This is a genomic window from Clostridium cuniculi (genome assembly GCF_004353185.1).
Lineage (GTDB): Bacteria > Bacillota > Clostridia > Clostridiales > Clostridiaceae > Clostridium > Clostridium cuniculi.
On the sequence record NZ_SMUS01000014.1, the window covers coordinates 70,320 to 93,603 of the forward strand.

Annotated in this window: 22 protein-coding genes; 18 read left to right on the forward strand and 4 right to left on the reverse strand. The window is 26.8% G+C overall.

Features of this window, described 5'->3' with window-relative positions:
* Window positions 1-2 precede the first annotated feature (2 nt).
* Both EJJ37_RS09100 and EJJ37_RS09105 read left to right on the forward strand, forming a co-directional pair.
* Window positions 3-350, forward strand: coding sequence for an EamA family transporter (locus EJJ37_RS09100; RefSeq protein ID WP_133015267.1), 348 nt, complete (start codon window positions 3-5; stop codon window positions 348-350).
* Window positions 343-678 carry an EamA family transporter gene (locus tag EJJ37_RS09105; protein ID WP_133015268.1) on the forward strand — a complete coding sequence of 112 codons (336 nt, stop codon included), beginning with the start codon at window positions 343-345 and terminating at the stop codon, window positions 676-678. The genes EJJ37_RS09100 and EJJ37_RS09105 overlap by 8 nt, the downstream gene beginning before the upstream one ends.
* 121 nt (window positions 679-799) lie before the next feature.
* On the opposite strand, the gene EJJ37_RS09110 is transcribed toward EJJ37_RS09105, so the two are convergent.
* Window positions 800-1,774, reverse strand: a complete 975-nt coding sequence (locus EJJ37_RS09110; RefSeq protein WP_133015269.1) for an LCP family protein — start codon at window positions 1,772-1,774, stop codon at window positions 800-802.
* 303 nt (window positions 1,775-2,077) lie between these two features.
* Between EJJ37_RS09110 and galE the strand changes: the two genes are divergently transcribed.
* The 3 genes from galE (at window position 2,078) to EJJ37_RS09125 (ending at window position 4,679) form a co-directional block, all read left to right on the forward strand.
* The gene (galE, locus tag EJJ37_RS09115) at window positions 2,078-3,088 is read left to right on the forward strand and encodes a UDP-glucose 4-epimerase GalE (protein WP_133015270.1); all 1,011 of its coding nucleotides are present in this window, start codon (window positions 2,078-2,080) and stop codon (window positions 3,086-3,088) included.
* Between the two features lie 230 nt (window positions 3,089-3,318).
* Complete coding sequence (locus EJJ37_RS09120; RefSeq protein WP_133015271.1) at window positions 3,319-4,263, forward strand: glycosyltransferase family 2 protein; 945 nt, start codon at window positions 3,319-3,321, stop codon at window positions 4,261-4,263.
* Window positions 4,264-4,286: 23 nt separating this feature from the next.
* Entirely contained in the window at window positions 4,287-4,679 is a 393-nt protein-coding gene (locus EJJ37_RS09125; protein WP_133015272.1) for a GtrA family protein, read from the forward strand.
* A 49-nt stretch (window positions 4,680-4,728) separates the two neighbouring features.
* On the opposite strand, the gene EJJ37_RS09130 is transcribed toward EJJ37_RS09125, so the two are convergent.
* The 3 genes from EJJ37_RS09130 to EJJ37_RS09140 form a co-directional block, all read right to left on the reverse strand.
* Window positions 4,729-6,213: an ArnT family glycosyltransferase gene (locus tag EJJ37_RS09130; protein ID WP_133015273.1), complete on the reverse strand. Its 1,485-nt coding sequence runs from the start codon at window positions 6,211-6,213 to the stop codon at window positions 4,729-4,731.
* Window positions 6,214-6,371: 158 nt separating this feature from the next.
* Window positions 6,372-8,420, reverse strand: a complete 2,049-nt coding sequence (locus EJJ37_RS09135) for an LTA synthase family protein (protein WP_166484724.1) — start codon at window positions 8,418-8,420, stop codon at window positions 6,372-6,374.
* Window positions 8,421-8,653: 233 nt separating this feature from the next.
* Window positions 8,654-10,687 (reverse strand): LTA synthase family protein, encoded by a 2,034-nt coding sequence (locus EJJ37_RS09140; protein WP_166484725.1) that lies wholly within the window; start codon window positions 10,685-10,687, stop codon window positions 8,654-8,656.
* Between the two features lie 257 nt (window positions 10,688-10,944).
* Between EJJ37_RS09140 and EJJ37_RS09145 the strand changes: the two genes are divergently transcribed.
* From EJJ37_RS09145 to EJJ37_RS09205, 13 genes are all read left to right on the forward strand, one after another.
* Window positions 10,945-11,823 carry a glycosyltransferase family 2 protein gene (locus EJJ37_RS09145; protein WP_133015276.1) on the forward strand — a complete coding sequence of 293 codons (879 nt, stop codon included), beginning with the start codon at window positions 10,945-10,947 and terminating at the stop codon, window positions 11,821-11,823.
* A 23-nt stretch (window positions 11,824-11,846) separates the two neighbouring features.
* Window positions 11,847-12,761: a glycosyltransferase family 2 protein gene (locus tag EJJ37_RS09150; protein ID WP_133015277.1), complete on the forward strand. Its 915-nt coding sequence runs from the start codon at window positions 11,847-11,849 to the stop codon at window positions 12,759-12,761.
* A gap of 12 nt (window positions 12,762-12,773) precedes the next feature.
* The gene (locus EJJ37_RS09155; protein WP_243124856.1) at window positions 12,774-13,940 is read left to right on the forward strand and encodes a glycosyltransferase family protein; all 1,167 of its coding nucleotides are present in this window, start codon (window positions 12,774-12,776) and stop codon (window positions 13,938-13,940) included.
* 1 nt (window position 13,941) lies between these two features.
* A complete protein-coding gene (locus EJJ37_RS09160; protein ID WP_133015278.1) occupies window positions 13,942-15,384 on the forward strand; it encodes a flippase in 1,443 nt (480 codons plus the stop codon).
* A 77-nt stretch (window positions 15,385-15,461) separates the two neighbouring features.
* Window positions 15,462-16,457 (forward strand): glycosyltransferase family 2 protein, encoded by a 996-nt coding sequence (locus EJJ37_RS09165; RefSeq protein ID WP_133015279.1) that lies wholly within the window; start codon window positions 15,462-15,464, stop codon window positions 16,455-16,457.
* A 16-nt stretch (window positions 16,458-16,473) separates the two neighbouring features.
* Complete coding sequence (locus EJJ37_RS09170; RefSeq protein ID WP_166484726.1) at window positions 16,474-17,364, forward strand: glycosyltransferase family 2 protein; 891 nt, start codon at window positions 16,474-16,476, stop codon at window positions 17,362-17,364.
* 15 nt (window positions 17,365-17,379) lie between these two features.
* On the forward strand, window positions 17,380-18,717 hold the full coding sequence (locus EJJ37_RS09175; RefSeq protein WP_133015281.1) for an O-antigen ligase family protein: 1,338 nt from the start codon (window positions 17,380-17,382) through the stop codon (window positions 18,715-18,717).
* Between the two features lie 354 nt (window positions 18,718-19,071).
* A complete protein-coding gene (locus tag EJJ37_RS09180; protein WP_133015282.1) occupies window positions 19,072-19,725 on the forward strand; it encodes a sugar transferase in 654 nt (217 codons plus the stop codon).
* Between the two features lie 26 nt (window positions 19,726-19,751).
* Window positions 19,752-20,603: a glycosyltransferase family 2 protein gene (locus tag EJJ37_RS09185; protein ID WP_133015283.1), complete on the forward strand. Its 852-nt coding sequence runs from the start codon at window positions 19,752-19,754 to the stop codon at window positions 20,601-20,603.
* A gap of 10 nt (window positions 20,604-20,613) precedes the next feature.
* Window positions 20,614-21,480, forward strand: a complete 867-nt coding sequence (gene rfbA, locus EJJ37_RS09190; RefSeq protein WP_133015284.1) for a glucose-1-phosphate thymidylyltransferase RfbA — start codon at window positions 20,614-20,616, stop codon at window positions 21,478-21,480.
* Window positions 21,481-21,484: 4 nt separating this feature from the next.
* Window positions 21,485-22,060: a dTDP-4-dehydrorhamnose 3,5-epimerase gene (gene rfbC, locus EJJ37_RS09195; protein WP_133015285.1), complete on the forward strand. Its 576-nt coding sequence runs from the start codon at window positions 21,485-21,487 to the stop codon at window positions 22,058-22,060.
* A 123-nt stretch (window positions 22,061-22,183) separates the two neighbouring features.
* Window positions 22,184-23,077 carry a dTDP-4-dehydrorhamnose reductase gene (gene rfbD, locus EJJ37_RS09200; protein WP_133015286.1) on the forward strand — a complete coding sequence of 298 codons (894 nt, stop codon included), beginning with the start codon at window positions 22,184-22,186 and terminating at the stop codon, window positions 23,075-23,077.
* A 53-nt stretch (window positions 23,078-23,130) separates the two neighbouring features.
* A partial coding sequence (locus tag EJJ37_RS09205) for a GDP-mannose 4,6-dehydratase (RefSeq protein WP_133014395.1) occupies window positions 23,131-23,284 on the forward strand: 154 nt, incomplete at its 3' end.

The following is a 23,284-nucleotide window of genomic DNA, read 5'->3' on the forward strand; positions in this document are numbered from 1 at the left end:
AAATGGAAAAGCTATTAGAGTCGTTAAGAAAAAATAAAATAGGAATAATAATGATTATAACTTCTGCTGTTATTACTGCATTTGGACAATATTTCTGGAAGATATCAGAAGGAAGTAAAATTATAGAGTTATTAATTGGATTTAGTTTATATGGGATTGGTGCTATTTTAATGATAATAGCATTTAAGTTTGGGAGTTTATCAGTATTACATCCTATGATGAGTATAGGCTATGTAGTAGCATTGTTTATTGGATATTTTTTATTGGGAGAAAATATTACCATATTTAAAGTTATAGCTATAATATTTATTTTAATAGGGGTAATACTAATGGGGGTAGGAGATGAATAATGTTATTATATATTTACTGCTTTTAATTGGAACATTATTAGGAGCATTTGGAGGTTTTTATTTAAAGAAATCTACAGGGAAGGAAGGAATATCTGGAATTATACTGTCTCCATTTTTATATATTGGAGGATTTTCATATCTAATTTCTGCTGTATTAAATATAATAGTCTTAAAGTATTTGCCGTATTCAGTGGTGCTTCCATTAACCTCTATAACATATATTTGGTCTTTAGTAATTGCTTATTACTTTTTAAAAGAGAAGATAACAAAAGTAAAAATATATGGAATTGTGTGTATAATAATTGGAGCTATATTTATATCAATATAAATAATAGTTATTATATAACTTTATTTTAATAGAAGAATAAAATTTATTAATATAATATAAAAAACACCTATAAAAAATACTTAAATCAGTATTTCTTTTATAGGTGATTATAGATATAAAATTAGTCTAAAGAATATAAGAAATTATGTATATCTTTAGTAGTTTCTTCTATATCAGTTGTTAGGTGAAGCATATCAGTTGCAATCATTTCAGATTTACCATCAAGTGGGAATCTAGATTGCTCAATTGTTGGTACACCCATGCTTAAAACCTTACTTGCTATTGACATTATTTCAGTATTAGTAAGATTAGTTGAAACTAATGGTAATATGTCATTCATCATAGTAGCTAAATCGGTAATTGAAGCAGTTTTAAATTTTTCAAATAAAGCTGTTAAAACCTCTCTTTGTCTTTCTGTTCTTTTAAAATCTCTGCCTTCAGTATATCTTATTCTACAATAAGCGGCAGCTTGAGTACCATTTAAAGTTTGAAGTCCTGCAGTTGTTATCTTTTCAGTGTTTGTACCATTTTCATTATCAATATTAGTTATGTAACTATTTATATAATTTAATTCATCACTTGTTATATTTAATTCAATACCGCCAAGTTTATCTATTATAGTTGGTAGAGTGTGTAGGCTTACATGAATAAATTTATCAACTGTTAAATTAAAATTATAATTAATAGTTTTTAATATAAGTTCAGGACCACCATATGCCATAGTATAATTTAAGTTTTGTTTATTACCACTACCATCAGGTAAGTCTAAATAAAGATCTCTCATAAGAGAGAAAAGTTTAAGTCTGTTATTTTTAGTATCAATTCCTAATATCATAGTAGCATCAGATGCACCATATAAGTTTCCGTATTTCTCATTTTCAGTAAAGTCTGTACCGAATAAAGCAATAGAAATAACATCTTCATCTTCTTTAGCTGGTTCTTTACCAGTTTCAGTAACAGCACTTCTATCAATTTCTACTCTTTCAACCTTTGAACTAAAATGATTAAATGCAAAAATGAATAAAGAAATTATTAGTACAAATATTAATAAGATGCTAATTAGTACCTTTTTTGTTGTTGATAATTTTCTCTTCATAAGTTCCCCCTTAAGTTCATTAAACATAGTGATTATAATTTACATAGTAATTATACTATAAAAATATATATTAATATATAAATTAAAATGTTAATTATCTGGCTAGAAAATCATATAAAAGATTAAGGTATAATTAATAAAATTGAATTAATGTTTTTAATAAAATTTAATTAATTAAATTGTTATAATATAGAATAAATTAAAAACTTTGTTAATTAATTTAAAAAAGATATTTTAAATTACATTTAGTTGTTATATAATATTTATGAGGAAAATAAAACTTTTGTTGGGAGGAAATTGTATATGGCAGTTTTAGTATCAGGTGGAATGGGATATATCGGAAGTCATACAACAGTAGAACTTTTAAATGCAGGATATGATGTTGTAATTGCTGATGATTTAAGTAATAGTAAAGAACTTGTTAAAGATAGAATAAGAGAAATAACAGGTAAAGATGTTAAGTTTTATAATGTTGACTTAACAGATGTAGAAAAGACAGAAGAAATTTTTAGAGATAATAAAATAGATTCAGTTATTCACTTTGCAGCTTTTAAAGCAGTTGGTGAATCAGTAGAAAAACCATTAGAATATTACTATAACAACTTAACAAGTGCATTAGTAGTATTAAAAGCTATGAAAAAATATGGATGTAGAAACTTTGTATTTAGTTCATCTGCAACAGTTTATGGAGATGCGAAGGTTGTTCCAATAACAGAAGATTCTCCATTATCAACAACTAATCCATATGGAAGTACTAAGCTTATGATTGAAGATATGTTAAGAGATATTGCTAAAGCTGAAAAACAACTTAATATAGCAATACTTAGATACTTTAATCCAGTAGGAGCACATAAGAGTGGAATAATAGGAGAAGATCCAAATGGAATTCCGAATAATTTAATGCCATACATTACTAAAGTTGCTATTGGTGAATTAAAACAACTTAGAGTATTTGGTAATGATTATCCAACTCATGATGGAACAGGGGTAAGGGATTATATCCACGTTGTAGATTTAGCAGTTGGTCATGTTAAAGCTTTAGAGAAATTAGCAACTAATCCAGGGCTTGTTACTTATAATTTAGGTACTGGTAATGGGTATTCAGTATTAGATGTTGTTAAAGCTTTTAGTGAAGCATCGGGAAGAGAAATTCCTTATGAAATAGCTCCTAGAAGAGCTGGAGATATAGCGACATGCTATGCAGATCCTAAGAAAGCTAATGAAGAATTAGGATGGAAAGCTGAAAGAGGAATTAAGGAAATGTGTGAAGACTCTTGGAGATGGCAAAGTAACAACCCTAAGGGGTATAACTAAATTTATATTCGAAATTTATCTATAACGATTAATTTAAGTAGTAGGTTAAATTAACCTACTACTTTTTTATATAAAAAATTAAATATAAAACATTTATTATCACTATTATTACTATTTGTTAATTTTACTTAAAAAGAGTATAATATATAAATTATGGATATTAAACTATATTTTTGATATAATGATTTAAGGTTATATTTTTAGTGAAAGGTAATAAAAGGAGCTATAATATGAAGACTGTATATCTAGTAATACCCTGTTATAATGAAGAAGAAGTTTTATTTGAAACAGCTAAAAGATTGAAAGAGAAATTAAATAATCTAATAGATGATAAGATAATTTCAGCTAAAAGTAGAATAACATTTATTGATGATGGAAGTAAGGATAATACTTGGAGCATTATTGAAGAGCTAAATAAAGAGGATAGTATTTTTTCAGGTGTTAAGTTATCAAGAAATAGAGGGCATCAAAATGCACTATTATCAGGATTAATGACTGTTAAAGATTATTGTGATGCGGCAATATCACTAGATGCTGATTTGCAAGATGATATTAATGTAATTGATAAGTTTATAGAGAGATTTAATGATGGTTGTGATGTAGTTTATGGTGTTAGAAGTGAAAGAAAGACAGATACTATCTTTAAAAGAACTACAGCGCAAGGATTTTATAAAGTGATGAAAGCATTAGGTGTTGATATAGTTTATAATCATGCAGATTATAGATTAATGAGTAAGAGAGCCTTAGAAGCACTTTCCGATTTTAAAGAAGTTAACTTGTTTTTAAGAGGTATAGTTCCTCTAATAGGATATAAAAGTGATGTGGTTTTATATGAAAGAAACGAAAGATTTGCAGGAGAATCTAAGTATCCATTGAAAAAAATGTTGTCATTTGCACTTGAGGGTATAACATCATTTAGTGTCAAACCTATAAGGTTAATATTAATTGTTGGAATAATTATGTTTATATCTAGTTTAATTGCATTACTATATTTTTTAATATTATGGATAATAGGAAAAACTATACAAGGGTGGACAACCGTTGTTACATCTATATGGATGTTGGGAGGTATTCAACTTTTATGCTTAGGTGTAATTGGAGAATATATAGGGAAAATTTACATAGAAAGCAAAGCAAGACCAAAGTTTATAATTGATAAATTTATTAATAGCTAAGTAAGTTATAGGAGTATTATAATATGAGATTTTTAAGTGATGATTTATTTAGGTTTATAAAATTTGGTTTAGTTGGGGTTTTAAATACGGCTATAAACTGGATAATATTTATTTTGTTAAATAGCTTAGGAGTATACTACATAATTTCAAATATAATATCATATAGTTTATCTACATTAAATAGTTATATATGGAACTCTAAATGGGTATTTAAATATAATGGTGATAATATTAAAGAAACTACATTTAAATTTATTATACTAAATATAATAGGGTTAATATTAAATACATGCATATTATATATCTTAGTTGATATATTAGGGTCAAGTAAGATAATAGGATTAATTATTACTACAGGAATAGTTATGATTCTTAATTATTTTATAAACAAGTTATGGGTTTTTAGTAGAAAATAATTATAAAAAGAGGATTCTATATGAATCCTCTTTTTATAATTTAAATAAATTAATTTTTTGAAATTAAATATAGTTCATCGTTATTATAAATAATGGTAGTATTTTTTAAAAGTGATATATTTTCATTAAAATTATTTGTACTAATTATTAATACAGATGGATTAGTACTCTCTAAGAAAGCATTTAATCCTCCAGATTGACATTTAAGATCTGCACTTATTTCAGCTAAGAAAAGTTGACTTTGTCTCCAATTGCCTTCATTATCATCTAAGTCAATATAAGCATCAAATCCTTTAATTTCATCATATCTACTTACATCATCTAGCATAAAGTATTGATATGAATCAGCAGATACATTAATAACAGATTTAATCATATTTATACCGTAAAATAGTATAGTTGCACAGAATATTATAACTAGTACACTTCTTAATAAAACAGGAATTGTTTTTTCTCTTATAAATTTACCTAGGAATATAGAGCTAAGCATTGCTAATGGAACAAGAACAGGTATTATGTACCAAAAAATTTTGGTTTCTGCTTTTGTAAATAAAGCAAATGGAATAGCTATCCATAGGAAAAATCCTAAAACATCATTTTTTCTACTTGAATATCTATTATTATAAAAACCTATACCAATAAGAATTATAGTAATTATAAAGACCATAAGGAATTTATTATTTAAAAATAAATAATCAAAGTAAAACCAAACAGTTCCTGTATGACCTTCTAAGGAGGTACTACTTCTTTCAAGTAAATCATATCTTACCATTTCGATTAAGAATTTAGGACCATCTTTTATTAACCTTAATGATGCCCAAGTACCTAGAGGAATTACGAAAGATAATAAAAAGTATATCCATTCTTTAAATTTTATATTTTTTATTAATCCTGTAAATAGTAAATAAAGTCCACCTATAGCTACGATTGCAAAGGCATGCCAGCTTTTAGTTAAAAAAGCAAGACTAAAGAAAAAGCCACATAAATAAAGAGCATATTTTTTTTGATCAATTTTAAGCATATAAAGCATTGCTAATGTAAAAAGCAACATGAATAATGAATCAGCATCACCACTTCTACCCATATGAGATAAGAAGAATGGAGATATGCAAGAGAATGTTGCAAGTAAAATTAAAGATTCTAATTTTCCATATCTATTTTTTATAAAAATTGATACTATTATAGCTGTAAGTAATAGGGAAATAGCAGAAGTAAATCTAAATGAGAATACTGAAACTCCTAATATTTTAAAAGAAAGAATAATCCCTAAAAAACTTAGTGGTGGCTTTAGATTCCAATAATCATTAGAATAATTATATGTATTAATAATATATTCGTTATTTTTTAGCATTTCATATGCACTAACACCATGTCTAGCCTCGTCCCAGTCTTGGACTAAACTGACACCTAAATTATGAAAACATAAAAAAGATATGAAGCACGAAAGAATAATAAAGAATATCCAATAGTACTTTTCAAAAAAGTCAAAAAAGGAATCGAAGAAATTTTCGTATTTACTTATGATATTTTTCATTTGTCACCTCGTTATAGTATAAAAATGTATTTTGATTATAATTATAACTTTACTGTAAATAGGTGTCAAATAAGATGGATTTAGTTTTATAACTTTAAATAAATAATATAAGGGAATGTATCATTATAAGATTTATAATGATATATTCCCTGTATTAATTATTGATTAAAAATTACTTCATTTGAATAAGCAAACACAGTTGAACCTGTAGCAGAAGGCTGACGAACTTGAACAGTATTACCATCCTTACATGAACTCCTTGGAATAGCTAGAGTATTGCTATCTATGAAAGTTTTTTCAATATATTTATCATTAATATAAACATTACTATAAGTATTAAAGTTTTCACCTTTAATTAAAATATTATCTTCATTATAGACTTCAACACTAGCTATACTTATATCTTTAAAGCCAATCTTATAATTACTAGATGGAACAAGCTCTTCATATTCAGAAGTATAGTTTTTACCATAAAGCATGTCATATTCTAGCTGATTAAGGTATTTTTTCTTTGTTTCATCATCAAGATCACTATTATGAAGAATGCTTAATGTTGTATTTGTTAATGAAAGTTTATCTAATATTAAAGAAGTAAGATTATAAGCTTCAATATCTTTATCTGTTTTAGGCAAATTCATATTATCCCATATCAAATAAGGTGTTGATTTAAGTGTATTAATAGAAACTTCGCTCTGTTCTATTCCTACAGCAGGGAAGTGATCCCCATAAAAAGCAATTACAGTAGGTTCATTTAAATTATTAACAGCCTCGATGAGATCTCCCACAAATTGGTCCATTTCATAAACTTGATTTATATAGTATTCTAAGCTGTTTTTATTACTCTTAGAATAATCATTAGTAATATAAATTTCTTTATCTTCTAACTCATCATTAGGGTAATTTCCATGGCCTTGAACAGAAATACCAAATACTAAATCAGGATTATCTGTAGATGTAATTATGTTACAAATTTCATCTATTAAAACACTATCTTTTGCCCAACCTACAGCAGTTCTCTCTGGAACATTCATACATTCAATTGGAGTAAAGCTATCAAAACCTAAATTTTTATAAACTACATCTCTTGAATAAAATTTACCTTCATGATTATGAAGGGAATTAGTACTATATCCCAAGTCTCTTAAAGTGTAAGCAAGTGATGGTATAGCTTTTTTAGAAGCTATAGTATTATAAGGAAACTCTCCTGCACCAAAGAAATCTGTAGACATTCCAGTAATAACTTCAAATTCTGTATTAGCAGTACCTCCTCCAAGTGCAGGAACAGCTAATAAACCTGAAGTAAATTCTTGTGACAATGAATCGAAATTACTAACTGGATTTTTATTAAATGTAGCATTAGTTAACCAGTTAGGATTTATAAATGATTCAAGTTGAATCAGTATTATATTAGGTTTAACTGATGATGTACTATTTTCATTTTCAGAACTAGCTACAGAAACATCATCTATATCTAAATTTTCAACGCTTGAATTCACGCTTAAAGCAGTAGAATTTTCAGCAGCTAATAAAGCTAATTCATCTTTTATATCAGATATAGTATCCTTTGAGTATCCATCAGGTTTTTTAACACCTGTATTAATAGCACTATTTAAGAATGAATAAGAAAATCCATAAGTAGCATATACTCCCTTTACATCCCAAAAGTTTGTAGTAAGTATATTTGACTTTATTCCATAATTCAACATCATAGGAACTGTCATTAAAAACAGTGCAATAAAGCTTATATTTTTAATATATTTGATTTCAACTCTTTTACATTTAATAAATATAAAAGATAAGATAAAAATTAAAGCTATAAGTGATGAAGCAATTATTATCATTACATTTTTTGAAAGATATTGATCACTAAGTTCTATAGCACTTTTTATCATTCCAAAATCAGAAAATGTTAAAGGAGTTCCTCTAAAAGTAAGTATCATATTATTTGCAATACCTAAAATAATCCAAATTAATGATACTATACTAAATGCAAATAATCTTCTTTTAAATAAGAAGCAAGGACTTAAAGTAGCTGCAACTATTAGTGAGTTGTATAGGAAGATTTTAAAGGAGTGCCTAAAGAAACTATAAGTAGCTTCAATATTTCCTCTCGAAAACAATTCCATTACAAAGACTAAAATTAAAGTATATAGTGCAAATAGCACCACATTTAAAATATTTTGTTTATTAATAAATTTTTTAATCATTTTTCCACCCATTATAAATATATTCTAATATACATTATAGTATTTAGAATCAATACATACAACGTTAAAAATTATACGGAAATGTTAAATTTATATAATATCAGGGGTTAGGGGAGATGCTATAAGGTGAGTTATAATAAAATATATGTAAAAAATAAGTTTTGAATAGTACTTCGCTAGTTTAATTTATTTAAACTAGCGAAGATAAATTTAAATTACTTCGTAAATTAGCTTTACGGTGTTATTGATAAAGTTTGTGTTGCAGATAGAACTTGAGCCCCACCAGACATTTGCCCGATAAAGACGTTTGAACCTTCAGCTTTTATAGAGCTAGCATCACAGCTTATCTTATTAGGTGATATAAATTCTGTAGTAGCAAAGTTTCCATCTATTAAGAAAATAGAGTTATAGGTAAAGTTTTCACCCTCAGCAAAAAGTTTTCCATTTTCAATATATATATTAGATAAAACTATATCTTTTGAGCCAAATTTAAGATTTGTAGCAAGTGGTTTAGATATATAATCGTAAAGATATTCGTTTCCAGAAAGTATATCATATTCAATAGATTTTAAAGCATCAAGATATTGTTCCTCGTCTTTATAAGATGAATCTTTGCCTCCCAATAGATAATCTTGATGTAATTTAGTTACTATACCGTTATCCATTCCTAAATCATATAAAACTTTTGATGTTAGTTGATAAGCTTCTAAATCTAAATCATTTTTTGCTAATCCAATATTATCCCAAATTACATATTCAGTTTCATATAAATTTTTATTTAATAAATCATCAATTGAAAGATTTAAATTAGGTTGATGATCGCCAAAGAAAACAATGACTGTTGCTTCATTTAAAGAATTCACAGCATTTATAAGATCTTCTATAAATAGATCCATTTCATATATTTGATTAGCATAATACTCAATTGAATTTGCAAAGGTATCATCCTTTATGTTGGTAATGTTTACATTTTTTTCATCTTCAATTTCATCGTTAGGATAGCTTCCATGACCTTGAACTGAAATAGTGTAAATGAAATCTTGATTTTCTGTTGAAGTCAATAAATCTAAAATAGGCTCAATTAAAAAACTATCTTTTGCCCATCCTAAAGGAGTTCTTTCATTAATAAGCATATATTCTGATGAAGTAAATGTATCAAAACCTAAGTTTGAATATACAGTATTACGATTATAAAAATTACCCTCATGATTATGTATTGCATGAGTAGAATAATTTGATTCCTTTAATGCATAATTTATAGATTCAGAAGTTTTAGTATTTACTGTTGTATTATAGGGATATTCTCCTGGAGCAAAAAAGTCTAAGTTAAGGCCTGTTAAAACTTCAAATTCAGTATTAGCAGTTCCGCCACCAATACTTGAAACTGAAAAAGTACCAGAGCTGTAATTTTCTTTTAATTTTCTAAAGTTAGCTATTGGATCTACATCAAATTCTATACCGTCAATTAAAAGTGGGTCAAAGAAAGATTCTAACTGAACCATAATAATGTTAGGTAGTTTTTCATCTGATGAATATGCAATATCTGAAGATAACGCATTAGAAGTAGTTTTAGAGTCTTCTAAAGAATAAACTATTGATTCAATAGAATCTTGTGAATAGTTTTCAGGTTGAGATACTCCATTATTAAGAAGGGTTGTACTAAAACAATATGTAAAGCCATTTTCTTTATAGACAGCATCTAAGTCCCAAAAATTATTAGAAATTATAGAACTACTTAAAGCTAAAGAGTTACATCCTTTATAAACTATAAAGATTAGAAAAATTAGTCCAATGGATAAAAAGTAATTAATTTTAAATTTTGTTTTAGGAGCAAATATAAAAATAAAAACTAGTAAAATTAATATAAAAAATAAAAGTGCCAATATAGCTAAAATTTCTTCTTTAGACATATAGTTATTTATTAATTTAAGTCCACTTTTTATTAATTTTAAGTCACTTCCAGTAAGAGGAGTTCCGCGTAAGTTTAATACTATGTTGTTAGCTGTTGCTGCAATTATCCATATAGCAGATATAATAGAATAACAAAACATTTTTCTTTTAGTTAATAATGTTATAGATAATGTTAGTAAAATAATTAAAGCATTAAATAGAAATGTAATGCCTTTATTTGAAATGAAATTTATACTTTCTGAAATAGATCCTCTACTAATACTGTCAACTACAAATGCTAATAATAAAGATACAAGTATTAATATTGAAATTGGATAAATTAAATATTCAAAAAGTTTTTTTTTGTTAGTATTCATTTTTACCTCCTTAAATAAAGCATTCATATTAATTATACAAAAGATAAAATAAAAAAAGAATAACGAAATATGAAATAAATGTGAGGAATTTATAAAAAAATTCAAATGGATTTCATTATATGCTATAATTACTAGGATTAGACAAAATACCACTATACTTAAAAGAAGAATTTATGAGAAATGATACGATAAATGCGATGTTTTTTATAAATTTCATTTTATAAGGAGAATAATTACAATAGTGAGGAGAAGGTGTTATGTGTAAAGTTGCAGCGATTATAGTTTCGTATAATCCAGATAATAATTTATTAGACAGTATAAATCTGTTAATAAATCAAGTTGAAAGAATAATAATTGTGGATAATGGTTCTGAGTCAGAAAAGAAAAAAAATATAAAGTTAATTAGAGATATAGATAAGGAAAAGATAGAAATTATATTTAATGAAGAAAATCTAGGTATTGCTACTGCTTTAAATATAGGTGTTAGATCAGCTTTAAAGCAAGGATATAAGTGGATATTAACTATGGACCAAGATAGCAAGGTAAGTAAAAACATGGTTGAAAAGATGCTTGAAGTATATAATGGCATAGATGAAAAAGAAAGAAAGGACATATTAAGTATTTTCCCTAATTTTGTAGATGAGAGAGTTCAGTCTATTGAAGAAAATTCAGATATGGATACTTATGAATACGTTGATGCAGATATAACTTCAGGAAATTTATTAAGAGCAGAAGTTTTTGATAAGGTAGGATTTTTTGATGATAGTCTATTTATAGATCTAGTTGATACTGACTTTTGCATGAGATTAAATGAAAAAAATATTAAAATGATAAAGGTAAGGGATGCAATTCTTTATCATAGTTTAGGAGAAAGCCAATCAGTAAAAAGTATTTTTGGAAAATTTAACACATCTAATCATTCAGCTTTAAGAAGATATTATATGACAAGAAATAGATTTTATACTTGGGAAAAGTATAAGGATTTAAATAGTTTTACTTTAAATAGAGACAAAAGTTTATTTAAAAAAGAATTTGTAAAAATTATTTTAGGTGAAAAAGATAAGGTAAACAAAATAAAGATGGTTTTCAAGGGATATAAAGATTATAAAAAAGGTATTAGAGGCAAACTAAAATAGAGTAATTAGAAGGAGAAGTAAATATGCTTGGGATAGTAATTGCTAATTGGAATGGCGAAAAGCTAATTGATAAATGCCTTGAAAGTTTAGAAAATCAATCTTTTAAAGATTTTAAGGTATACATAGTTGATAATGATTCTAAAGATAACTCTAAAGAAATAATTAAAAGTTATAATGAAAAATTAAAGATAGATTTAACAGAAATGAGTTATAATAGTGGTTTTGCGCCAGCAAATAATATTGGGATAAAAAAGGCAATTAAAGATGGGTGCGATTATATTCTAACATTAAATAATGATGTTGAGGTTCCTAAAGAGTCTTTAAAAAATGCTATGAATGGCATAGAAAATAATAAAGATTTTGATGTATTTCAGTTATTTATGATAAATTATTTCAATAAAGATGTGTGTGATGCAGCTGGACTAAATTTTAAAGAGGACTTAATTCCACTACAGGTAGGATTTAAGGAGAGTGTTGCAGATATATTAAGTAAGAATAATATAAGTATAGAAGGGGTTTGTGCAGGAGCAGCCATTTATTCAACAAAGTCATTAGAAGCAGTAAAATTAGATAATGATAATTACTTTGATAGTAATTTTTTTGCATATTTTGAGGATGTTGATTTATCATTAAGACTTAAATCAGCAGGATTTAAAGCTAAGTTATTAAGGGATAGTATTGTATATCATATGCATTCAGCAACTGGTGGAAAGACAACTGGATTTAAAGAATACTATTTAACAAGAAATTTATTTATGTATACTAAAAGAAATCAAAGTATTGAAGATTATAAAAAGCATAAGAAGGAATATTATATAAGATTTCTAAAAACTGTTGTAAAGAATATTAATAATTTTAATGCTGTAAAGTCTGCAGTAAAGGGATTAAATGACGGTTTAAAGGAAAGTAAAAAAATTGAATATTGGAAGGTCCAATAAGGAGGCATTATTGTGAGAAAAATAGTAAAAGCAATGAGAAAAGTTATTTATTTAAGGGATCAGAGTAATTTTAAAAGATATATAAATAGCTTGTTAGAGGAAGTAGATTTTACTCCAATTGTAAATATCGTACCAAAGGAAATAAAAAGTATAACATTTGTTATACCAGGAATGCCTGCCTTTAGTGGAGGTCATACATCTATATTAAGATTAGGTACAGAGTTAAGCAAGAGAGGTTATGATGTAGGATATGTTTCTTTTGCACCTCAAAATATAGAAGATATGAAGAAAAATGCAGAAATAAATTTAACTAATTATAAAGGAAATATTCTTGGATATGATATTACAAAAGTAAAAAGTGATATAGTAATTGCTACGTCATGGGAATCTGTATATTATTCAAGGAAAATGAGTGGATATAAGATGTATTTTATTCAAGACTATGAGCCATATTTCAATTTATATGGAGAGAGCTATATTATGGCTCAAAAAAGCTATGAGGTTGGATATCATATGGTTAGTTTAGGTAAGTGGAATAAACATATGATAGAAAAAGAGTGTATAGTAAATTCAGAATTAGAATATATTACTTTCCCTTATGAGGGTAAGGAATATTTTGCACAAGAAAGAAATTTTGACTCTTATAAAGGTAAAAAAGAGTTTAATTTTGCTGTGTATATTAAGGATGTTGGTAAAAGAGCACCTTATTTAATTCAATATTTACTTACAAAGTTAAAAAATGATTTTAGTAAAGAGGGAATTACTTTAAATATTAAATATTATGGTGAAAATAAAAACTTCAAATGTGAAGGTGGAGAAAATATAGGAAAATTAAATAAAAGTGAATTACTAAACTTATATAATACTTCAGATTTTGGACTGGTTGCATCATTAACAAATATTTCGCTAGTACCATATGAAATGTTAGCTACAGGATTACCTGTAATAGAGTTTAAGGAAGGAACTTTTGAGTACTTCTTCCCTGAGAATACAGCTATTGTAACTTCGTTTGATTATAATGATTTTTATAAACAAGTTAAGGAAGCTATTAATAATCCTAGCAAGTTAAAAGAAATGAGCAAAAATTCTATGGAATTCTTAAAAGAATTAAGCTGGGAAAAAACTACAGATGAATTTATTGAAATTTTAGATAGAATAAGTGAAAGAAAGGGAGAATAGTATGGCGAGAAGTGTTAAAACAAATTATTTGTATAATTTGATATATCAAATTACTGCTATTTTATTACCTTTAATAACTATGCCATATGTATCTAGAGTTTTAGGACCACATGGTGTTGGGACTAATAGTTTAACTAATGCAAATACTCAATACTTTATGCTACTTGGAACATTAGGTATAACTATGTATGCTACAAAAAAAATTGCAACAGTTAGAGAAGAGCGAAAAAAGTTAAGACAAACTTTTTGGGAGATATTTTCTATACAATTTATTGGTTGTATGATTTCTTATGTTATCTTTGTATTAGTTTTAGGTCTTAATAGTTCATTAGGAATATATTATATGCTACAAGGTTTCTTTATACTATCTAATGCTATAGATATATCTTGGTATTTTATAGGAATAGAGGATTTCAAAAATGCATCAATAAGAAGTTTTTTTGTTAAGTTAATATCAGTAGTTTTAATATTTATTTTTGTAAAAGATAGCGGTGATTTGTGGCAATATATATTTATAAATAGTTTTACTATGTTTGTTGGTCAATGTGTAATGTGGATATACGTGGATAAGAGTACCTTCTCTTTTAAAAATTTAGAAAAGTTAAAATTAAAGAAGCATATGATGCCTGTTTTAGCTCTTTTTATACCACAAGTTGCAACTCAGATTTATACTGTTTTAGATAAGACTATGTTAGGTGTATTTTCACCTACAGTAGAAGTAGGATATTATGATCAATCGCAAAAGATAGTTAGAATATTACTTACGATACTTACTTCTTTAGGAACGGTAATGATGCCTAGAATAGCTAGTTTAACTAGTAAAAATCAGCATGATTTAGTAAAAGATACCCTTAGAAAATCTTTCACTGTTATAAGCTTTTTAGCAGTACCAATTGCTTTTGGAATAATGGGAGTAAGTAATAGATTTATTCCTATGTTCTTTGGATATGAATATCTTAGCGTAATTCCTTTACTAAAAATATCTTCTGTTATGATAATAGTAATTGGATTAGGAAATGTTTTTGGAACTCAATATATGATAGCTGTAGGAAAAAATAAAGAATATACTATTTCAGTTTGTGTTGGAGCTGCTGTTAATTTTATTCTTAATTTAATATTAATACCTAAGTATTCAGCTCTAGGAGCAGTAATTGCAACATTATCAGCAGAATCTGTCATTGCATTAATTCAGTTATGGTATTCTAGAGAAATAGTAGATATTTCTTGGATTAAGGAAACATATAAATATTGGATTGCTGGAATAATTATGTTTATTATAGTTTCTCTTATGGGAGAAGGAACCCAAAGAAACTTTATAATATTAGCAAGACAAATAGTAATTGGTGTAGTAGTGTATTTTGGAGTTTTGGTAATATTTAGAGATAAGATGATTAAGAGCTCTTTTGATTTAGTAAAAGGTAAGCTTAAAAAAACAAAAAGTTAACTATTATACATGTAGGAAAAATATTAACCATAATAAATCAATATAAAATATTTATGTAGGAAGAGAGAAGTTTATATATGGAAAAGTTAATTTCTGTAGCCATAGTTAATTGGAATGGAGAAAAATACTTATATAAATGTATAAAATCATTATTGGAGCAAAACTATAAAAATATAGAAGTAATAATTATTGATAATGATTCTACTGATAGTTCTGTAAAAATAATTGAAGACAACTTTAAAAATGATGTTATATTATATAAAAATAAAAATACTGGATATGCTGGTGGAGCTAACAAAGGTATTGAGTTATCAAAGGGTGACTATGTAATAATAGCCAATCCTGATATTGTATTTGGTGAGAATTATATAGAAAACTGCATTAAGAAGTTTGAAGAGGATACTACAATAGGAGCAGTAACTGGAAAACTACTTAAATATGATTTTGACACTGATGAAAAGTTAAATGTAATAGATTCTGTAGGGATAGCATTTAACCATTATAGACAAGGAATAGATATAGGACAAAATGAAGTTGATGAAGGCAAATATGAAGAAGATAGAAGAGTATTTGGAGTTTGTGGGGCAGCTGCAGTTTTTAAGAGAGAAGCATTAGAAAAAATAAAAATTAATGGAGAATATTTTGACAATGACTTTTTTGCTTATAAAGAGGATATAGATATTTGTTGGAGATTAAATCTGTATGGTTTTAAATGCTATTATGTACATGATGCAATTGCCTATCATGGAAGAGGAATGAATAGTAGTAAAGGAATAATAAATACTATAAAAAATAGAAGAAGTCAGTCAGAATTTTTAAAAGGTATTTCCTTTAGAAATCACTACTTAATGATTATAAAAAATGAAACAAGTTATGCATTTGAAAAAGATAAGATTAAAATATATATAGGGGCAATGAAATATATTGTATTTTTTATGATATTTGATTGGAAATGCTTAAAGTATATTAAAGAAATAAAAGCTAAGAGATCTTTAATGGAAGTAAAAAGAAAACAAATATTAAAAAATATAAATATATCTAATGAAGAGATATACAAACTATTTGATTTATAATCATGGAGGGATAATATTGAATAGTGTAGCAGCGGTTATTATAACTTATAATGTAGAAAATAATTTTAAAAATCGTATTAATAAGCTTAAAGGAAAAGTTGATGAAATTATAATAGTTGATAATGGATCTAAGCCTGAAACAATTAGTATGTTAAAAGAGTTAGAAAAGAAGATAACTATTATATATTTAGAAAAAAATAAGGGAATTGCATATGCCTTAAATAAAGGAATAAAGTATTCTATTGAAAAGGGATATGACTGGGTATTAACTTTAGATCATGATAGTATAGTTACCGATGATATGATTGAAAATATGTTAAAATGCTATGAAAACTTTGATAAAGATTTAAAGGAAAAAGTAGCAATGCTTGTACCAGTACATGTTGAAGAAAAAGAATATCAAAATAATAGTGTTATTAGTAATGAAGAAAAGCTTTCAAAGCCATATAGAGAAGTATTAACAGAAATTACTTCAGGGGCATTAACTAAAGCTAAGATATATAAGGATGTTGGTTTATATGATGAAAAGCTATTTATTGATTTAGTTGATCATGATTACTGTTTATCTTTAAATAGGAAAGGATTTAAAATAATACAAGTTAATTCTGCTGTTTTAATACATAATCTAGGAGAAAGTGTAAAGAAAAATGTATTAGGATTAAAAATGATACCTACTAATCATAGTCCATTAAGAAGGTATTATATGAGTAGAAATCGACATTATATTTGGGATAAATATAAAAAAGATTTCCCAGGATGGGTATTAACTGATAAAAGAAGGTTTATTACTGAAAATTTAAAGATTATTTTATTTGAAGATAAGAAAATTGAGAAATTTAAATATATTAAAAAGGGAATAAAAGATTATAAAAATAATATATTTGGTGAATTCAAAAATAATATATAGGTTGGAGTAAAGAAAATGGAAGGTAAAAAAGACACTATAAGAAGTATTTTTAATATAGTTACAGCTTTAATTTTTATTGAGTTTGTATTGGGAGGACTTGGTCATGTATTAGGACTTCCAATTAGAAAGGGATTATTTGCTATAGGTATACTTTTCTCTGTATATATGATTTTTAGGGAAAAAATAAGAATTGAAAAGAAGTTTTTGGTTCCTATTATTATAGTATGTATATACATAGGTTATGGTAGTATTATTGGATTAGTTAATGGAAATAGTTTTGGGGATGTATTTTCAGATGTAAATTCATTTCTAGGAATATTATATATATTACTTTTAATAGTTTATATAAAAGGTAGAAGTGAAAATATTGATAAAATATTAAATATATTTGTAAATTGTGCAGTTATAGTTGCAGTTATGACTATTGTATTATTTTTTGTAAGTAGAATTTATTTACCTAATAATTTAGAAATAATTGTAGCTTATAATAATTTAAATACTAAGTTACAGTATGGACTTATAAGTGGATTAGTATTATCTAATAATTATGCTAGAGTATATTTATATAATGGTATTTTCATGCAACTTGCGGTAGCCATTATGTTTATTAAATTATTTAATAAAGATAGAAATATAGCTGGTATAGTAAAATTAGCACTTCTTTTAATTGGAATATATGTATCAAATACAAGAGGTTTTTGGCTTGGAACAGTAGGGGTAGTAGTATTATCATTTGCTTATTATTTATGGAGAGTTAGAAAATATAACTTAACTATAAAGAATATTTTAATTGCTATAATACCTTTAATTTTAGTTGCTGTTATAATACCTAAGACTATAGTTCCTGTATCTCCTGATCAAAACTTACCGGAATCATCAGGAAGTATAAAGGATAGAATTGAGTCTATTGGTGATTTTGAAAATGATGAATCTAACAAGGTTAGAGCAATTCAACTTAGATTTTTAGTTGATAAGATAAAAGAAAAACCAGTTTTAGGATGGGGATTTGGTGCTCACATTTATGAATATCCTCAATATATGGAGGAAAATGGTCTACAAAGTGTTAATAGTAGTAGTTTTGAATTATATTATGTAGAGCTAGTATTTAAAACAGGAATAATTGGTGTATTAATATTCTTTGGATACTTAGTATACAATTTTGTTAAATTATTATTAATTCTATTTAAGAAAGGATTAAAAGAAAGAGATGAACAAATGTTAGTTGGATGGACAATAGGAACTATGTCAATTTTAGCATCATCAATTACTAATCCTTATATTGCAGGTTTATCAGTATTCTTTGTATTAGTCATGGAAGTTTATTTAATACAAGTATATGATGAGAAATTTTAAATTTTAATAGACAAATTATTAAGATTTACTTAAGGTGCATGTTATAGTGCACCTTTTATATTGACATTGATATTATTAAATAGTAAGATTTACTTTATGTATGACTATAATTAGAAATTAATCTAAATTTAAGGTATAATATCAATGAAAATCTTGAAAATTGTAGAAAAAATGTGAGTATGTGAAATAATATATAAGAAGAGTGTAGAAAATATTACTATGCTTTAAGGATATTAAGTGAAATATACTTGGATTAATTTTAAATATTGATTTTTAGTTATAGTAATTATGATAAAATTTGATAATAATAAATATAAGGGAGTATTAACGGAGATTCGTATGGAGTGTGATAATATGACTGATTTTAGAGTTAATGATATAGGAGATGAGAAAAAAGGATTAAGACTATATTTATTTATAAAAAGATTAATAGATATAATAGGGTCCTTAATAGGTCTAATACTGCTGAGTCCGGTTTTCCTTATTGTTGCAATAGCTATAAAGTTAGACTCGAAAGGTCCAATAATATTTGGACACACTAGAAAAGGAATTGGTGGCAAAGATATAAAGGTTTATAAATTTAGAACTATGTATCAAAATTCTCAAGAGATATTTGATAATTTTACAGAGGAACAAAAAGAAGAGTTTTATAAAAACTTTAAGTTAGAAAATGATCCTAGAATTACTAAGATTGGAGATTTTTTAAGAAGAACAAGTATAGATGAATTACCACAATTAATAAACATATTAAATGGTACTATGAGTATAGTTGGGCCTAGACCAATAGTTGAAAAAGAGGTAGCACTTTATGATGAATATGCACCTAAATTGTTTTCGGTTGTTCCAGGACTTACAGGGTACTGGCAAGCTAATGGAAGAAGTGATACTACCTATGAGGAAAGAATTAAAATGGATATGTATTATATAGATAATAGAAGCTTGTGGTTAGATTTAAAAATAATTTTTAAGACATTTGGGTCTGTAATTAAAGGTGAAGGTGCAATTTAACACATTTGAAGTTGGAGGAAAAATAGATGAAAATATCCATAATATGTCCTCTTTATAATGCTGAAGGTTATATAGAAGATTTGTATTTTAATATAAAAAAGCAAAAGGATGTTTGCATTGAAGAGATAAAGTTTATTTTAACTGAATCCAGTGATAACACAGAAGATAAATTAAAAGATTTGAAGTGTAATTATAAAAAGATTTCAAAACAAGAGTTTTCACATAGTTTAGTAAGAGAAAATGCTGCATTTGAAGCTAAGGGTGAGATATTAGTATTTATAACTCAGGATATAAAAATAGTTGATGAATATTGGTTATATCATTTAACGAAGGATATAATTGATGGCAAATGTGAAGCTGCTTTTAGTAGACAAATAGGTTATGAAGAACATAAAGTTGAAAGATATACTAGAGAAATAAATTATCCAGCTGAAAAAAGGATAGTTAGTAAAGAGGATATTGATAGGTTAGGACTTATGACATTCTTCTTTTCTGATGCATCAAGTGCTATTTCTAAAGAGATATTTATAAAGTTAAATGGATATGATAATAAAAATTTACCTACTAATGAGGATATGTATTTTGCATATAAGCTTATTATGAATGGATATAGAATTGAATATGCAGCAGACTCCAAAATAATTCATTCTCATGATTTATCTTTCAAGGAAACCTTAAAAAGATATGAGGATATTGGAAAATTCTTTGATGAGAATCAATATTTAAAAGAGTATAGTGCAGGAGAACGTGGACTTACTGTTCTTAAATATATAGCAAAGCGAAGTATACAAGATAAAAAAACATTAATCATTGTAGACGCAATAATTAATTTCGGAGCAAGATTTATAGGTATGAAATTTACAAAAAATAAAAAGTGAGGTATTTGTTATGAAAGGTATTATTTTAGCAGGTGGATCAGGAACAAGACTTTATCCAGTAACAAAGGCAATGTCAAAACAAATGGTTCCAATATATGATAAACCAATGATTTACTATCCAATGTCAGTATTAATGTTAGCTGGGATAAGAGATATTTTAATAATATCAACACCTAGAGACATAGTTAACTTTAAAGAGTTATTTAAAGATGGTTCAGAATATGGTCTAAACATTGAATATGCAATTCAAGAGCAACCAAATGGATTAGCAGAAGCATTTATTATAGGTGAAGAATTTATTGGTGATGATAATGTAGCAATGATATTAGGGGATAATATATTCTATGGTCAAAACTTTAGTTCACATTTAAAGGAAGCAGCACAATTAGAAAAGGGAGCAATGGTATTTGGATACTATGTTCAAGATCCAAGAGCCTTTGGAGTAGTTGGATTTGATGCAGATGGTAAAGTAACTTCATTAGAAGAAAAGCCAGAAAAACCAAAATCAAAATATGCAGTGCCAGGTCTTTATTTCTATGATAACTCAGTAGTAGAAAAAGCAAAGGCATTAAAACCATCAGCAAGAGGAGAATTAGAAATAACTGATTTAAATAAAGTTTACATGGAAGAAGGAACTTTAAAAGTAGACTTATTAGGTAGAGGAATGGCTTGGCTTGATACAGGAACTCACGTATCAATGTTAAAAGCATCTAATTTTGTTGAAGCAGTACAAACTACTCAAGGAACATTTATAGCTTGTTTAGAAGAAATTGCTTATAGACAAGGATGGATTTCAAAGGATAAAGTTAGGGAATTAGCTGGACCTTTAATGAAAACAGAGTATGGAAAATATTTAATAGATATAATTGAGGAGTAAAGAGATGGTTGAAGTAGGAAATTTTAAATTTATAGAAACTAAAATACCTGACTTATACATAGTTGAGCCAAGGGTATTCGGAGATGCTAGAGGATATTTCATGGAAAGTTATAATAAGCAACATTTTGATGCTGCAGGATTAACTATGACTTTTGTACAAGATAATGAATCAAGATCTAAAAAGGGTGTTTTAAGAGGATTACACTTCCAAACTCAGCATACACAAGGAAAACTTGTAAGATGTACAGAGGGGGAAGTGTGGGATGTTGCTGTTGACTTAAGAAAGGGTTCACCTACATATGGACAATGGGAAGGTGTATACTTAAGTGCAGAAAATAAGAGACAATTCTATGTACCAGAAGGTTTTGCACATGGATTTGTAGTTTTATCTGAAACTGCAACATTTAACTATAAATGTACAGATTTCTATTCACCAGAACATGATGGTGGACTTTTATGGAACGATGAAGATGTTGCTGTAGAGTGGCCATTAGATGGGATTGAAGAAGTTTTACTTTCAGAAAAGGATAAAAATCAAAAAACATTTAAAGAGCTAGATTTACCGTTTGTTTATAAGTAAGAATCAAAATCTTTGATTTTGCAATTCGAACTTACTTATTCGACGTTAGGAGAAGGAGTTTCATATAAAAAATCAAGTGCTATGATTGTTATTGGATAAACTGAATGTAGTGGAGGTTATCGCATGAAAATATTAATAACTGGTTCAAATGGGCAATTAGGAAATGAACTTCAAAAAATAATAGCGACAGGAACTGCTGAGATTGGAGCAGTTTCAGAAAAAATTAAAAATTCAGAAGTTTTTGCTGTAGATGTAGATAAGTTAGATATAACTAATTTAGAACAAGTAAAAACTGTTTTAAAGGAAGTAAAGCCAGATGTAGTTATAAACTGTGCAGCGGCAACAAATGTTGATGGATGTGAAGCAAATAAAGATTTAGCTTTTAAAATAAATGCTTTAGGTCCTAGAAATTTAGCTATGGTTTGTGAAGAAATAGGAGCTAAAATAGTTCAAGTTTCAACTGACTATGTATTTAGAGGTGTTGGAGATACACCATTAAATGAATCAGACATAGTTGCTCCAGTAAGTTCTTACGGAAAAACTAAGCTTTTAGGTGAAGAGTTTGTAAGAGAGTTTTCATCAAAGTACTATATAGTTAGAACAGCTTGGCTTTATGGATATGTAGGACATAACTTTGTTTATACAATGATGAAGTTAGGAAAAGATAGAGATACTTTAAGTGTTGTAAATGATCAGCTTGGAAATCCTACACATGCAAATGACTTAGCATATCACATATTAAAACTTATAGAAACAGAAGAGTATGGAATATACCATTGTACAGGAAAAGGTGAATGTAGTTGGTATGATTTTGCAACAGAAATAATGAAGCTTTCAGGAAGAAATTTCAAAGTAAATCCATGTACTTCAGCAGAATATAAGAGTATGTATCCTAATTCAGCTGATAGACCAGCATATTCATCACTTGATAATATGATGCTTAGATGCACTGTTGGTGATGAAATGAGAGACTGGAAAGAAGCTTTAAAAACTTTCATGGATAACGTTGAAAAATAAATTAGTAAATTATCGATAAACTTAAAATTTGGAGATACAAGGAGAATTTAAATATGAAAACTTACTTAGTAACTGGTGGGGCTGGATTTATAGGCTCAAACTTTGTATTATACATGTTAAAAAAATATGAAGATATAAGAATAATTAATTTAGATAAGTTAACTTATGCAGGAAACTTAGAAAACTTAAAGTCAATTCAAGATGATC